Here is a 15244-nt window from a genome sequence, read left to right as displayed (position 1 = left end):
CAGTACTATCCTACTATTTCTTTTCATTGCTTTGAAAATAATATAATCTCATTGAAAATAAATGTCAATAATAAATGTAAATATTTTACATTTTCTCCCGCGAATAATATGAACCCCCAAATACGAACAAATGCTCAAAAGGAAGAATTGAACGAATTCTTTCATTCAAGCCATCTGGATTCTTCGCATCATGTTCAATTGTCTTCACAAGACGATTTTTTCCACAATAATTTTTATACATTTTTAATTGCCAGCCATTTTCTTCGACTTCTTTTGACTCCAAGTCCAATTTTGAAATCGCATCTAATATTTCGCACGCATCTGATTTTGATATACTTGCCTGTTGAGTTTTTAGTGGTTTTACACCTTCTTTTGTCATGATATATCGAGTTAGGTATACTCTGCCATTTGCGCTGATTGTTAAATTTTGAGCCACCTCTTCAGATACACTCGCATAATGCCATTTACTTAATAGATTTCGATTTAATTTAATACATTGAAGTGCATCGGATTCTTTTAATGATAGATATCTAAGTAATAATTCTTTAAACATTCCTGATTCAATGAAGCTTTTTAAAAAGTAAGGTACATACTTTTCTTTTTCAAACACATATGTAATATATGTACAAATTTGTGTTTCATTTAAGTCATGAATACTTTTCTTTAATACAGAATCAATATGTAACATATATTTTTCATCATTTAAACCTTCTACTTTTAAACAATGATATACATTTAAAATAATCGGATCATATTCATCTTTTACGCGATACCCCACATGTAAAAGATCCACACACGCATGAATGCTTTCAATCATTAAATCACCTTCGTATTTGAAACAGCCCAAGAAGCATCTACTACATAATCTTGTTGAATATCCGATAAGAATACTTCTTCTACTTGTTTATATACACCTTCATGGAATGGCATAAAATGCATTTTGTCACTTTCTTTTTCATCCAACACCATTACGTAATGAGGATTTTCTAATGTTTGAATATTCCAATAATATAAACCATTCACATTATCAGCATCTTCATATTGGGAAAGTACTAAAAGCTTATATAATTCCATAATACGATCATCCAATCCACTATCTGAAATCAAAATTTTCTCAATCCAGTCTCGCTCATTATCGACAATACGTACTGTATAATCTGCATCAACATTGGCATTTTTTAAAACGTCTTTACTCGATTCTAAATCCTTTTCTTCGGTATATTGAATCAAAAGTTTCTTTTCCATGTCGTGGTATAAAACGGGATATGGTATATGAAATTTAGCATGACAATGTTCACATTCTATTTCGAATAGCTTTCCGCTCAGAATCTTTGTCTTCATATCTTTGTCCAATTGCACGTTGATTGAAGTATAAATATCTGTATTAAATTCCTTATTACATTCAGGACATACTAATTTTATTTTCTTTTCCATAAATTCTCCTATTTATTCGCTAAAACATTGGGAACAAGTTCCACAAAACAATCTTCATATTCTTTTTGAAGAGCAATTTTTAATTCTCGATTGGCTACTTCAAGTTCTGTAAAAGACATTGTGTCAACACGTGTTGTGAAGTAAATCGATATCCACATTTTTCTTCCTGTCGTTGTAATATCATAGAAAACAGGGTCATAGGGATAATTATCTAATATAGATGAAGAAATGCGTTTTATTTTTGTGACTTCTTCTTCATCTGGGCTTAAAAGCATTAAGCTTCTAAAACTATCTCCAATCATTTGAATAGGTTCTTTCATCATACCTAAAGCCAATACGATTGCCACAATTTGATCAAAATAGGGTGATATAAAAGCGAATGGTGTATGCGTTAAAAACGAAGATAAGAAAAACGCTAGCGATACACCTACACTTGAAAACACATCAATTTTCCATCCATAGATCTCAACATCCACTGTAGGAGATGTTACCTTTTTATTGATTCGCATAAGTATGAATAAAATCAATGCTGAAAAGCATGTTAAAATCGTTTCAAACATCGATACTTGCATGTGATCAATTTCATTTCCTCCATTCAACATGATTTGAATATTATTCATAATCAAAGCCATCATAACCGCTATAAACATAAAGCCTTTTAGTAAGATCACTATACTTTCAAGTTGTGCATATCCAAAGGGATGTTTTTCGGTTACAGGTTTATAAAATAAAGGAATAATGTAAATGGTTAATCCAATGACTACAAGTTCAGTTGAATCATAGACAGTATCTGCAAGAACCGATTGGGATTTAGAATAAATAGCCATAATCAATTCTGCAAGCGCAAATACAACACCGGACCAAAAAGAAATACGCATTACAATTTGTTCCTGTTTTTCTTTCATTATTCTAAGCAAGGACACACGTGAATTCATTCATGTGAGGAATTGCTCTCACCTCCGTCAAATATGCTTCTGCTGTGTCCTGAATCCTCAATTTCTTATAGCTGGTAGAACCCTTATTTACCTTGGTACCATCAAGCGTTCTTATATCAAAATATCCTGTTATTCGCCTTCCAAAGATGAAATAGCTTTCGCCTTGATACAAGACCTTATCAAACAGACGGAATCCTTTTACAAGATATGGCGCCTGATTGCGTTTACGAATACCACCTTTACTGAATTTGGTCTTATGAATCTGTCGGTTGTGGTGTCGAACCGCCTTTGTCAGATAATAAGTCTCCAAAGGTCTGGCATATGGATGCTTACTGATGCAGATGGCATCATTGATATGACTTTTCTCTAAGCCAGCCTTCTCGCGCCAGTATTTTGTGATGTATCCATATGTCATCGTCACTGGAACATTTACTTCTTTTTTTAAACGTTCTAGCAGAGTATTACGCATGATACCCATAAAAGCAGCATCACGATAGGACTTGCCTCGTTTCTTGCCTTTTGGCAGCATCATCTTCCCGGCATGTATTGATTTATGACAGTGCTCACAAAGTGTAATCAGATTGTTAGGTGCCTCTCCACCTGTCTGACGGCTTTCGACATGATGCACATGTAGTTTTACATTATTATCATGCGTACCACAACACTGACAAGTATATTCATCTCGATGAAGCACATACTGTCTTGTGTTATAGAAATCGTACTGTTCCCCAAGCTGATAATCTGTGCCGACAGGGAGCGGCCTTCCTTCTTCCATCGCTTTTAGACGCTGAAGGTCGAATTCTGCTGTTTCTACATGAATATCAGATATAGGCAAAATTTGACATATTCTCTTGATGGCTGTTATATGTTCCTGTATCTTGACTTCTACAGATGGAGCCAGCCATCCTTTGTGTTTAGAATGCACACAATTGTTGAATCTAACCTTTCTGTATCTTGTCTTTCGATTCCTTCGAGAACGGCGCAACGCTCGTCTTGCTGATAACAGTTTTACAATATCATTGCGAGGAACAAGTTCTTCCTGATAGACAACTTCCTGCTCTGTTGTAGCAGACAGACCAATATGTCTACTTCCTGCGTCTACACCAAGAGATACAGGTTGTGTTTCTTTTGTACTTTGATATAAAAGCTGTATCGTGAATGGACAACGCTTTACTACTTTAGCAAGATGACTATTCAACAGCCTTCTTACTTTTCCGTGCCTTGAAGTTGGCATAAGTGGCTGTCCATCGATATCTAATACATATACCATATAAGGCACCTCCTTTTTTGTGATATGCTTAAAGCGGTAAGCCGGCACATATCGAGCCGTATATGACACCTTCGCCAATGTTAATAAGAGGTTTGTAATAAGACACACACAGTTCCTACCCTACAGAACTTTTTAATGTATCTTCTTAGAGCCGCCGACTAGGTGTTACATCCACGGGTAACTATATATTCTCTCTTAACGTAGTGCCCGAAGCACTTAGGCTAGTCAACCTAGGCTTTTACAAGCCTGCCAATTCATTGGCGGGTAGTTGACTTTCTCACCTAATTTCTATGATATTATACCACAAGAAAAGAGACGTCTTTAAAAAACGTCCCTATTGTTGATTACGAATATAGTTCAATGCTCCACCTGCCATAAGAATATCAACATCTTCTTTACTAATAGGTGCATGTACTTTATATGTTTCTTTCTTTGTCACATTTTCAACAGTTAAATCAAATGAATCATAAAGTGAATCGACATTTTCAATTTTCAATTCATCCATTTCATCGATTTTGTCATAATCGGCTTTATCATCAAATACAAGTGGCAACAAGCCAAAGTTGACTAAGTTAGCTAGGTGAATACGAGCGAAGGACTTAGTTAAAACTGCTTTTATACCTAAATACATTGGTGCAAGTGCAGCATGTTCTCTACTTGATCCTTGACCATAGTTTTCACCGGCCACAATAATACCTCCATTATTTTCTTTACATACTTCATCAAAATGAGGCTTATTGTTCTCAAATACGAATGTAGATAATTTTTCAATATTTGATCGATACGGTAGAACCTTAGCTCCAGCTGGCGCTATATGATCTGTCGTGATATTGTCTGGTAATTTGATGACAACTTTTTTATCAATAGTTTGATCCATTGGTGTATTTACGGGTAATGGCTTAATATTTGGCCCACGAACAATTTCTACATTTTCTGGATCATTGCTTGGAGCATAAATCAATGAATCATCAATATAGCTTTGTTCTTTTTCAAATTCATCGGCATATTCTAATGTCGTTGGATCTGTAATGACGCCTGTAATAGCGCTTGCCGCAGCTACCTCTGGTGATACCAAGTAAATTCCAGCACTTAGTGTTCCACTTCGACCATAGAAGTTACGGTTAAAAGTACGTAAACTTACGGCATCACTTTTTGGACTTTGTCCCATACCAATACAAGGTCCACATGTACATTCTAGAATTCTAGCTCCGCAAGATACGAATGTTGAAAGTGCACCATTTTCAATTAATTTCATAAGTACTTGTCTAGATCCTGGTGAAACAACAAGACTTACATTATGGGCGATTTTTTTCCCTTTTAAAATAGCGGCTGCCTTCATTAAATCTTCATAGCCTGAATTTGTACAAGAACCAATCGCAACTTGATCTACTTTCATACCTGCAAGTTCCGATACATTTTTTACGGCATCTGGTGAATTTGGACATGCAGCTAATGGTACAAGTTCATCAAGATTGATTTCGACAGTTTCATCATAATGACAACCTTCATCTGCACTTAATGGCATATAATCAGATTCTCTTTGTTGGCGCTTCAAGAATTCATGAGTCACTTCATCACTTGGAAAAATGGATGTAGTAGCTCCTAGTTCGGCTCCCATGTTTGTGATGGTTGCTCTTTGGTAAACACTCAAATTTTTAACACCCTCGCCTGTATATTCAAAGACTTTACCAACTCCACCTTTTACACTTAATAATTCTAATAGTTTTAAAATAATATCTTTACTAGAAACCCCATGAGCTAAAGTTCCTGTTAATTTTACTTCGACAACTTTAGGACATGTTAAGCGATAGCCAATTCCGGCCATTGCCTTGGCAACATCCAATCCACCGGCTCCAATTGCGATACATCCCATAGCTGAAGATGTAGGTGTATGTGAATCCGAACCAATCAAAGTCTTTCCTGGCTTCGCAAAACGTTCCAAGTGAACTTGGTGACAAATTCCATTTCCTGCTTTAGAAAAATAAATACCATATTTACTAGCTACACTTTGAAGATATGCATGATCGTCTGCGTTCATAAATCCGTTTTGTAGTGTATTATGATCAACATAGCTAACAGACAATTCTGTTTTTACTTTTTTCACTCCCATAGCTTCAAACTGCATATAGGCCATAGTTCCTGTCGCATCTTGTGTTAGGGTTTGATCCATTTTAATTTCAATGGGTTGACCTGCTTCTAATTTTCCTTTTAATAAATGTTTTTCTAGAATCTTGTATGTTAAATTTTGCATTGACAATATCCTCCCGAAATGAATTATAACAAAAAATGTAACAAAATGAAAGTTTATGTTATAATATGAAACACACGAAAGGAGGTTTCAGAAAGTGAATACACTTAAAGAAATCTATCAAGATAATGAAGAACACAATTATATTGATTCTTCCCTATACTCTAGATACCGCGTAAAAGCTGGGCTAAGAAACGATAATGGTACGGGAGTTAAAGTAGGACTGACTAAGATTTGTGATGTTATTGGATATAAAATTATTCATGAAAAAAAATATAACATTGATGGTCAATTGATCTACAGGGGTTATCCCATCAATTATTTAGTCAACAAACAACCTTCAGACAAAATCTGTGGATTTGAAGAAACAGCTTATCTTTTAATTTTTGGCACCTTACCAAATACTGATCAATTAAAAACTTTTAGAGATTACCTGCTAAATTTTAAAATGGGGCCTGTTGATTTACAGTATGAAACACCAAACATATTGAATGCACTTCAGATCGAAGTATTAAAATTATATGCGAAAGATCCAAGTGCAGATACAGATGATCTAGAAGAAAGAATGATGAAAGGATTAAATATTCTTGCGAGTATTCCACTTTTCACTTTTTCATACGCACGAAACAAAGTATTTAAATCATATCCTTATCCAGATAGAAGCTTAGCTGAAAACATTCTATGCATGGCCAGAGGAAATGATCAATATACATTTGAAGAAGCTAAGATCATGGATACTTTATTAATGGTTCATGCTGATCATGGTGGTGGAAACAATTCTACTTTTGCCAATGTCGTAATATCTAGTACAGGAACAGATATCTATTCTTGCATTTCGGCTGCCATTGGTTCATTAAAAGGACCTAAACATGGTGGTGCTAATTGTAAAGTAACAAATATGTTTAAAGCCATATTCCATGAGGTTGGATTTACAACCGATAAAACAACACTTAAAAAAATTGCGAATCGCTTATTAGATAAAGACTTTTTTGACCACAGTGGACTTATTTATGGTATTGGTCATGCGATCTATACTAAGAGTGATCCGCGTGCACTATTAATTCACGAGCAATGTGAAGCTTTAGCCAAATCAAAAGGACAAGAAGATATTTACAATTGTATTCATGCTTTTGAAAAAGTTGCTATTGAGGTTATGAAAGAAAGAAAAGGTATCGAAGTTTGCGCAAATGTGGATTATTATTCAGGCTATGTATATTCATTACTTGGTATTGAATCCGATCTATTTACACCATTATTTGCGATCAGTAGAACAGCTGGCTGGGTAAGTCATCATTTGGAGAATCGTCAATCCAATCGTAAATTGATTCGACCTGCCAATGTATATGTAGGAGAAATGGAGGAAATCAAATGACAACAATAACAGTTTTTAAAGGAGATGGAATCGGTCCAGAAATCACGGATGCCGTCATTAAAGTGTTAAATGCTGCAAACGCAAAGTTAGAATATGAAGTATTTAATGTAGGTGCAAAAGTATATGAAGAAACTGGGGAATATATTCCTGAAAAAGCTTTTGAGTCTTATGAAAAGAACAAAATTTTATTAAAATCCCCTATCACAACGCCGGTTGGTAAAGGATTTCGTTCTTTAAATGTTACATTGCGAAATAAGTATGATTTATGGGCTAATATTCGTCCTGCCAAATCCAATCCTTGTATTGCGACAAGATTTAACAATGTAGATATTGTGACTTTTAGAGAAAATACAGAAGATTTATATGTTGGTAAAGAAGAACAGGTTGATGAAAATACAGTTTATGCCTATAAGATCATCACAAAAAAAGCAAGTACAAGAATTATTAGGGCTGCTTTTGAATATTGTGTAAAAAATAATCGTAAAAAATTAACTTGTGTGCATAAAGCGAATATTTTGAAAATGAGTGATGGCTTATTTCTTCATATTTTTGAAGATATGGCCAAAGAATATCCTCAAATCGAATCTAATTCCTTAATTGTAGATAACACTTGTATGCAGCTTGTCATGCATCCAGAGCAATTTGATGTTATGGTAATGCCAAATCTTTATGGAGATATTGTTTCTGATTTAACCAGTGGCTTGATTGGTGGATTAGGTTTACTTCCAAGTTGCAACAAAGGCGATGAGTATGCTATGTATGAAGCGGTTCATGGAAGTGCTCCAGATATTGCCGGAAAACATATCGCAAATCCGAGTGCTTTATTATTATCGGCTTGTATGATGTTAGATGATCTTCATCAGGAAAGTGTTTCAACAAAGATTCGAAATGCATTAAATAAAACATTTGAAGAAAAGCAGGTATTGACTCCTGATCTTGGCGGAAAAGCTACTACAGATGCATTTACAGATGAAATTATTAAAAATTTAGAAAAATAAAAGACGAAGTGCTTATTCTTCGTCTTCATCTTCGTCAGCCATTAAAGGTTGACGATTTTTTAATGTTAAAATATATGTTCCATCTTTTGGATATGCACTTTTGTCTTTTTGATCACTCAAGATTTCCAATTCACATGGGTATCCTTCATTTTCAAGAATTTGTAAAAGATTCTCCTTACCAATTTTTTTAGTAATAGCACGTCCACACGCACAGTTACCATATTGATCAAGGCATTGTTTAATCCACACAGGAATTTTTGAAGCTGCCATTGTATCCTCCTTGATTAAAAGTATTCGCAAAATATATCATATGCAAAACACCTTTAAAAATCAAGCAGAATTCACATTAACCTTCTAAAACTGCAATAATATTTGGATAATATGTAAAACGATCATCTACAAATTGTAAAGCTTGGTTTGCGATTTGTTTTGCTTTGTCTTTATCCACACCTTCATAAATAGAAGCATAACGATAATAGATATAATCTTTGATTTGATTTTCTCTTAAGATATAACCATAATCTGCATCTCCTAATCCATAATCTCCATGTAAGATATATAGATCAGCAACATCCATCATAATACGATTTCTATATGTGTCGTGTAAATCTTCTAATTGTGATAATACAGCATAAATGAAGTGTTCATAATAATCTACATCTTCATATTTCCATGTTTTTAAAACACTGTACGCAAGATCCATGAATTCTTCAACGAATTTTTCAACATCGATTCCAATTTCTTCATCTAATTTTTTTGAATCATGAATATCTTTGTGTTGTGCAATCATTAATACTTTACGCATTGTATCAAATTGAGCTTTGTATTCTTCTCCATCCGCAACAACATCTGTAAATTTATAATTCAATGCATGATCTACATCAGCTTGTAGATCTTCAGCCTTTTGAGGTTTAATATCTGCAGTTTCATATACTTTAGATACTAATACTTCCACTAGACCTTCATCATATCCATCTTCTTCAAAATTAAATTTACCTGTCAATTGATATTTATTTACTAAATCTTTTGAAACTGATTTTACATCTGGATTTAAAATCAATTGTTGAATAATTGAATCACGAGTTACATCCATTGACATAGCTTTTGCCAAATCAAGACATGTATCTAATGATAACTTCGCATATTGTTCTTCTTTAGTCATTTTCTTAGTAGTTACCTTTTTAGTAGTTGTTTTTTTAGTTGTAGCTTTCTTTGCAGGAGCTTTTTTTGTAGCAGTTGCTTTTTTTGCAGGTGCTTTCTTTTCTGCTGCAGGTTTAGCTTCTGCCTTTTTAGCTGGAGCTTTCTTTGTAGCAGTTACCTTCTTCTCTTCTGCAGGTCTAGCTTCTGCCTTTTTAGCTGGAGCTTTCTTTGTAGCAGTTGCCTTCTTCTCTTCTGCAGGTTTAGCTTCTACCTTTTTAGCTGGAGCTTTCTTTGTAGCAGTTGCCTTTTTTTCTTCTGCAGGTTTAGCTTCTGCCTTTTTAGCTGGAGCTTTCTTTGTAGCAGTTGCCTTCTTCTCTTCTACAGGTTTTACTTCTTCTTTTTTAACTTCAACAGCTGGTTTTGTAACTTTCTTTGCAGGAGCTTTCTTTACTTCTGCAGGTTTTACTTCTTCTTTTTTAGTTTCAACAGCTGGTTTTGTTTCTTCTTTTACTACTTTTTTATTTGTAACTTTCTTTGTCGTTTTTACTGGCATACGAAACCTCCCTTAAACGTGCTTTCTATAAAGTTATTATAGCACTGAAAACAAATATTCCCAAATTTGTATAGACAAAAAGGTGTATTTGACGCATATATTTAATATTAAATGGTGTATACTACTAAATATAATTAGAACAAGGAGGATTTGATATGCAGACACCACCAGAATTTAAACCTCGAACATACGTTCCTGTTCGAAACAAAATTCTAACCACAATCGGTACGATCGCATTATCTGGCATTGTAGGTTTTGGCGCTGGTTATGCTGGTAGCCATTTATCGAACAATACAAATGTAACTATTAAACAAGAAACCACAAAATCAAATTCAGAAACCGTACAAGTTTCTGATGTTTCGGATATCGTAGAAAAATGTAAAGATAGCGTAGTAGAAATTACGACAGAATCAGTTTCTAGTGGAAATTCAATTTTTGGTCAATATGTTTCTCAAGGCGCAGGTAGTGGGGTCATCATTAGCAAAGATGGATATATTGTCACGAACAATCATGTTGTGAGTGGTGCAACAAGTTTAAAAGTCACAACAACAGATGGCACAGAATATGATGCAACCATTATTGGTACAGACTCACAAACCGATTTAGCTGTCATTAAAATTGATGCACAAGATCTTTTAGCTGCTACCTTAGGTGATAGCGATATTTTACAAGTAGGAGATCCTGCCATTGCGATTGGAAATCCATTAGGCGAACTTGGCGGCACAGTTACTACAGGTATTATTTCTGCAACCGACAGGCAAATCACGATCGACAATGAAACAATGACTTTACTACAAACTGATGCCGCCATTAATCCAGGAAACTCTGGAGGTGGATTATTTAATGCAGATGGTAATCTAATCGGTATTGTAAATGCAAAAGAAAGTTCTACAGGAATTGAAGGATTAGGCTTTGCGATTCCAATTACACCTGCCAAAGATGTTATTACAGAACTTATGCAAAATGGAAGTGTAACTTCTAGACCCGCTTTAAATGTAAGCTTATATGACTATACTTCAAGTAATCAAACACAAAATTCTAAATATGAAGATGGATGTTATATCGTGCAGATTGTAAAGAATGGAGCTGCAGATAAAGCCGGATTAAAACAAAATGATCGAATCATCAGTTTTGATGGAGAAAAGATCCAGTCAACTAGTGATGTAAAAGCGATATTAAAAAAACATAAAATTGGGGATACTGTTAAGATGGTTGTTGAAAGAGATTCTAAAAAAATTGAAGTCGAAATTGTCTTACAAGCACAAACTCAAACGAATTAGGCCAGCGATACACTGGCTTTTTAGTTGAAACTAACCTATAATATACGTGTAGATATAAGAAGGAGAATGAAGTTTATGTCTGAAAAAATCAAAAAAAGAAAAATCATGCTTGTTGGTACAGGGTTTGTCGGCATGAGTTTTGCCTATTCAATGCTTTCTGAAAAAGGTGTTGATGAACTTGTTTTAGTTGATGTGAATGAAGACAAAGCAAGAGGAGAACAAATGGACCTAAGTGATGGTCTTGTATATGCAGATACTAAGATGAAAATCACAGCTGGAACTTATGCAGATGCTGCTGACACTAACATTGTTGTCTTAACAGCTGGAGCTGCTCAAAAGCCAGGTCAAACTCGTTTGGATTTAGTTAAAATCAACGCAAACATCACTAAAGGTGTATGCCAAGCCTTAAAAGAAAATAATTTCAACGGTATCTTAGTTGTTGCGAACAACCCAGTAGATATTATGACTTATGTTGCATGGAAAGAAAGTGGATTGCCTAAAAACCACGTTGTTGGATCAGGTACAGTGTTAGATACAGCTCGTTTACGTCATGCATTAAGCGAAAGATTAGGATTTGCCGACAGCAACATCCACGCTTATATCATGGGTGAACATGGAGATTCTAGTTTCGTTCCTTGGATTCACTCTTATATTGGATGCAAAAACTTACTTGAATACTTAGATGAAAATGATATTTCTTTAAGTGAACTACAAGAAATCTATATTGATGTACGTGACAAAGCTTATAAGATCATCGAATTAAAACGTGCTACTTACTATGGAATTGGTTTAGCATTAAAACGTATCGTATCTTGTATTTTAAATAATGAACGTGCCATTTTACCAGTTAGTGCATACCAAAATGGTGAATATGGTAAAGAAGGATACTTTATTGGAACACCAAGCGTTGTTGGCTCAAATGGTGTAGAACAAGTTATTCGTTTACACTTAAATGAAAATGATCAACAAAGATTTGATCACTCATTCGATACATTAAAACAAACAATTGAAGATAATCTTCAAGACATCCTTTAAAAAAAATAGCCTGACTAAATTTTAGTCAGGCTTTTCATTTCCTCATCAATATTTTCTAATAACACTACTCGATCAAATAAAGTCAAACAAGGCTTGTCTGAATCTGAATAATGAATTCTGTCATCATGATAATGTCCACTAAACCATATTTTATAATCCGTTTTCTTCTCAACAGTTTCCAAACAATCATGTAAATCATAATAATCATCTCCATATAGACTCATATCCGTTTCATATTTATGAGCCAATGGATGCGATGAATAAGTATCGTGTGACAAGATATAATCTACTTTCCACTCATTCTTTTCCAATATTTCAAATGCATGTTTGGCCTCTTCTATCGTACAAATTTCATCTTTCCACCAATTTTTATGTTCCGTACGATAACATACATCATGTGAAAATCCTCCACCCATTGTAAAGAATTTATAACCATCAATATTGAAAACTTCACCACGCATCAAATGAAAAATTTTAGAACGAATACGATGCACTTTACCACCCTTATATTCCTCTACAGGATATGTATTTAATACATCGAAGTTTTCATGATTTCCATCAATAAATAAAGTATTCCAAGGAAGTGAATCTAACCATTTTAACCAAAAGTTATCTCCTGTACTTCCATCCCAGATACAACCAAAATCACCACAAATAATAACATAATCCTCTTCAGTAAGAGTTTCTCCAACAATAAACTCTCTAGGATTGATTTTATGTATATCTTGCTCTCTATGAATGTCGCCAGTTATATAAATCATGTATTCCCCTCCAACAACGTTTTTACATTATAGCACAGACGTTTACACGTTAACAAATAAATGACAATTGTAATTAATGTAAATTGTGGAAACATTAGTTTACATTTTGTTACATTTTTTGTTGACATGTTTTTCAAGATGGTATATTATACAACCACAAATATTCAAAGCTGTGAACAAGACACGACTTTAAGCAAACCTGGTCATAGAGAGTATCAATTTTGGTGAAATGATAACAACGGTCCTTAGAGCTATCCCTTGTGAGCTAATCATTTGAAAAGATAGTAAAATGATTCGTCCTTCGCGTTAAGAAGTTCTAAGTGGCAACAAAGGTGTTGCAAACTAAGTGGTACCACGGAATAATGATAGATTTCGTCTTAGATAGACGAAGTCTTTTTTTATTATTTGAATATTTGGATAGAAAGTTTTAAGGGAGGAAAGTTATTATGAATGGTCTATTATTATTAGCTATCGCTGCTGCATTATTGCTAACAGCCTACTTAGTTTATGGACTCTATTTAGTTAAAACATGGGGAATCAATCCAAAAGCTAAGACACCTGCTTATGAAAAGGAAGATGGAGTTGATTATGTTCCAAGTAACAAATGGGAAGTATTTGGACACCAATTCTCTTCAATTGCCGGAGCTGGTCCAGTTACAGGTCCAGTACTTGCGATGGTATTTGGATGGTTGCCTGCATTTCTATGGGTAATGGTCGGAGGCATCTTCTTTGGAGCCGTACAAGACTTTGGTGCTCTATACGCATCTGTTAAATCTCATGGTAAATCAATGGGACAAATCATTGAAACTTATATTGGTAAAACAGGACGTAAATTATTCTTCTTGTTCTGCTGGTTATTTACATTATTAGTTATTGCTGCATTTGCCGACATGGTTGCAGGATCATTAAATGGATACAATGCTGCTGGTGCACAATCATTACCTAGTGGAGCTGCAAGTTCAATTACAATTCTATATGTATTTGTTGCGATTGCCTTTGGTTTCTTCTTAAAGAAAACAGGTCTTACTGGATGGAAACAAGCTGTACTTGGTATCGCATTAATCGTTGCGATGTTAGCATTAGGAATCGCATTCCCAGTTTACTTCTCTAAACAAACTTGGGTATATCTAGTATTCGTTTATATCTTCTTTGCGAGTGTTACTCCTATCTGGGTATTAAAACAACCACGTGACTATTTGACTACATTCTTATTCATCGGAATGATCGTTGCTGCAGTTGTTGGTGTATTCGTATCAAATCCAACAATCACATCTCCTGCATTTACAGGATTTAAATCAGCAACAGGAAGTTATATCTTCCCTACATTATTTGTTACTGTTGCTTGTGGTGCTGTTAGTGGATTCCACTCACTTGTATCGAGTGAAACAAGTTCTAAACAAATCCGCAATGAAAGTGATATGTTACAAGTTGGATATGGAAGTATGTTACTTGAATCATTACTTGCAGTACTTGTAATTGTTGTTGTTGGATCTTTAACTAGCTTAGCTAGCAAAGGCGTATTAAATGAAACATTATCTTCTATGGCATTTGCCGATACTGCTACACCATTTATCAAGTTCTCAGTTGGTGTAACTGGATTGATTTCTCAATTTGGATTCCCTCAAGAATGGGGTCTATGCATTATGACAATGTTCGTTTCTGCTTTGGCATTAACATCATTAGATGCCGTTGCTAGAATTGGACGTTTATCATTCCAAGAATTATTTGAAGTAAATGAAGAAACTGAAACAAACAGTGTTATCACTTTCTTAACAAATAAATATGTTGCTACATTGATCACATTAGCTGGTGGTTACCTATTAAGTTTAGGTGGATACTTAAATATCTGGCCATTATTCGGTAGTGCTAACCAATTATTAGCTGCCATGGTATTAGTTTCATTATCAGTATTCTTAAAAGTTACAGGACGTAAAGGATACATGTTATATGTACCTATGATCATGATGTTAGTTGTTACAATGACAAGCTTAGGAATGTCAGTATACAACATCTGCTTAAAATTATTCGTAACTGGTGGATTTGCATTTATGACAGACGGACTACAATTATTCTTTGCTGTTCTATTAATGGCATTAGGATTGATGATCTTCATTGGTTCAGGAAAGAAATTAGTTCAACCTGTTGAAAAGGCAAAACTTCAAGAACAAGAACAAAACGCATAAAACAATCAAGACCGCATCAAGCGGTCTTTTCTTTT

13 protein-coding genes and 2 other annotated features (1 of these 15 only partly in view) are annotated in these 15244 nt (G+C 34.5%); of the genes, 5 read left to right on the top strand and 8 right to left on the bottom strand.

The window, feature by feature from the left end:
• Positions 1-36 (bottom strand) — a binding site (T-box leader) (it extends 170 nt beyond the left edge of the window).
• Between the two features lie 49 nt (positions 37-85).
• From Q0E86_RS01920 to Q0E86_RS01900, 5 genes are all read right to left on the bottom strand, one after another.
• The gene (locus tag Q0E86_RS01920; protein ID WP_295754251.1) at positions 86-817 is read right to left on the bottom strand and encodes a hypothetical protein; all 732 of its coding nucleotides are present in this window, start codon (positions 815-817) and stop codon (positions 86-88) included.
• Positions 817-1434, bottom strand: coding sequence for a CpXC domain-containing protein (locus Q0E86_RS01915; RefSeq protein ID WP_295754250.1), 618 nt, complete (start codon positions 1432-1434; stop codon positions 817-819). The genes Q0E86_RS01920 and Q0E86_RS01915 overlap by 1 nt, the downstream gene beginning before the upstream one ends.
• Positions 1435-1442: 8 nt before the next feature.
• Entirely contained in the window at positions 1443-2312 is an 870-nt protein-coding gene (locus tag Q0E86_RS01910) for a cation transporter (RefSeq protein WP_295754249.1), read from the bottom strand.
• Between the two features lie 31 nt (positions 2313-2343).
• The gene (gene iscB, locus Q0E86_RS01905; RefSeq protein ID WP_295754248.1) at positions 2344-3639 is read right to left on the bottom strand and encodes an RNA-guided endonuclease IscB; all 1296 of its coding nucleotides are present in this window, start codon (positions 3637-3639) and stop codon (positions 2344-2346) included.
• A 334-nt stretch (positions 3640-3973) separates the two neighbouring features.
• A complete protein-coding gene (locus Q0E86_RS01900; protein ID WP_295754247.1) occupies positions 3974-5890 on the bottom strand; it encodes an aconitate hydratase in 1917 nt (638 codons plus the stop codon).
• Positions 5891-5984: 94 nt separating this feature from the next.
• On the opposite strand from Q0E86_RS01900, the gene Q0E86_RS01895 reads away from it, so the two are divergent.
• Positions 5985-7259, top strand: a complete 1275-nt coding sequence (locus Q0E86_RS01895) for a citrate synthase (RefSeq protein WP_295754246.1) — start codon at positions 5985-5987, stop codon at positions 7257-7259.
• A complete protein-coding gene (locus tag Q0E86_RS01890) occupies positions 7256-8257 on the top strand; it encodes an isocitrate/isopropylmalate dehydrogenase family protein (RefSeq protein ID WP_295754245.1) in 1002 nt (333 codons plus the stop codon). The genes Q0E86_RS01895 and Q0E86_RS01890 overlap by 4 nt, the downstream gene beginning before the upstream one ends.
• A gap of 12 nt (positions 8258-8269) precedes the next feature.
• Here Q0E86_RS01890 and Q0E86_RS01885 read toward each other — a convergent pair whose 3' ends face one another.
• Both Q0E86_RS01885 and Q0E86_RS01880 read right to left on the bottom strand, forming a co-directional pair.
• Positions 8270-8527, bottom strand: coding sequence for a hypothetical protein (locus Q0E86_RS01885; protein WP_295754244.1), 258 nt, complete (start codon positions 8525-8527; stop codon positions 8270-8272).
• Positions 8528-8603: 76 nt separating this feature from the next.
• The gene (locus tag Q0E86_RS01880; RefSeq protein ID WP_295754243.1) at positions 8604-9950 is read right to left on the bottom strand and encodes a neurofilament protein; all 1347 of its coding nucleotides are present in this window, start codon (positions 9948-9950) and stop codon (positions 8604-8606) included.
• A 155-nt stretch (positions 9951-10105) separates the two neighbouring features.
• Between Q0E86_RS01880 and Q0E86_RS01875 the strand changes: the two genes are divergently transcribed.
• Together Q0E86_RS01875 and Q0E86_RS01870 are read left to right on the top strand one after the other, a co-directional pair.
• The gene (locus tag Q0E86_RS01875) at positions 10106-11230 is read left to right on the top strand and encodes a S1C family serine protease (protein ID WP_295754242.1); all 1125 of its coding nucleotides are present in this window, start codon (positions 10106-10108) and stop codon (positions 11228-11230) included.
• Between the two features lie 75 nt (positions 11231-11305).
• Positions 11306-12265 (top strand): L-lactate dehydrogenase, encoded by a 960-nt coding sequence (locus tag Q0E86_RS01870; RefSeq protein WP_288521233.1) that lies wholly within the window; start codon positions 11306-11308, stop codon positions 12263-12265.
• Positions 12266-12279: 14 nt separating this feature from the next.
• Here the strand turns inward: Q0E86_RS01870 and Q0E86_RS01865 are convergent, their stop codons facing one another.
• Positions 12280-13026 carry a metallophosphoesterase gene (locus Q0E86_RS01865; protein WP_288521235.1) on the bottom strand — a complete coding sequence of 249 codons (747 nt, stop codon included), beginning with the start codon at positions 13024-13026 and terminating at the stop codon, positions 12280-12282.
• A gap of 163 nt (positions 13027-13189) precedes the next feature.
• Positions 13190-13409: a binding site (T-box leader), on the top strand.
• Positions 13410-13472: 63 nt separating this feature from the next.
• Between Q0E86_RS01865 and Q0E86_RS01860 the strand changes: the two genes are divergently transcribed.
• Positions 13473-15209: a carbon starvation protein A gene (locus Q0E86_RS01860; protein WP_295754241.1), complete on the top strand. Its 1737-nt coding sequence runs from the start codon at positions 13473-13475 to the stop codon at positions 15207-15209.
• Positions 15210-15244 lie beyond the last annotated feature (35 nt).

The sequence above is a fragment of the uncultured Holdemanella sp. genome (genome assembly GCF_934754935.1).
Classification (GTDB): domain Bacteria; phylum Bacillota_I; class Bacilli_A; order Erysipelotrichales; family Erysipelotrichaceae; genus Holdemanella.
Note: the sequence above shows the minus strand (reverse complement) of the source record. Positions and strands in the feature narration are given on the sequence as shown.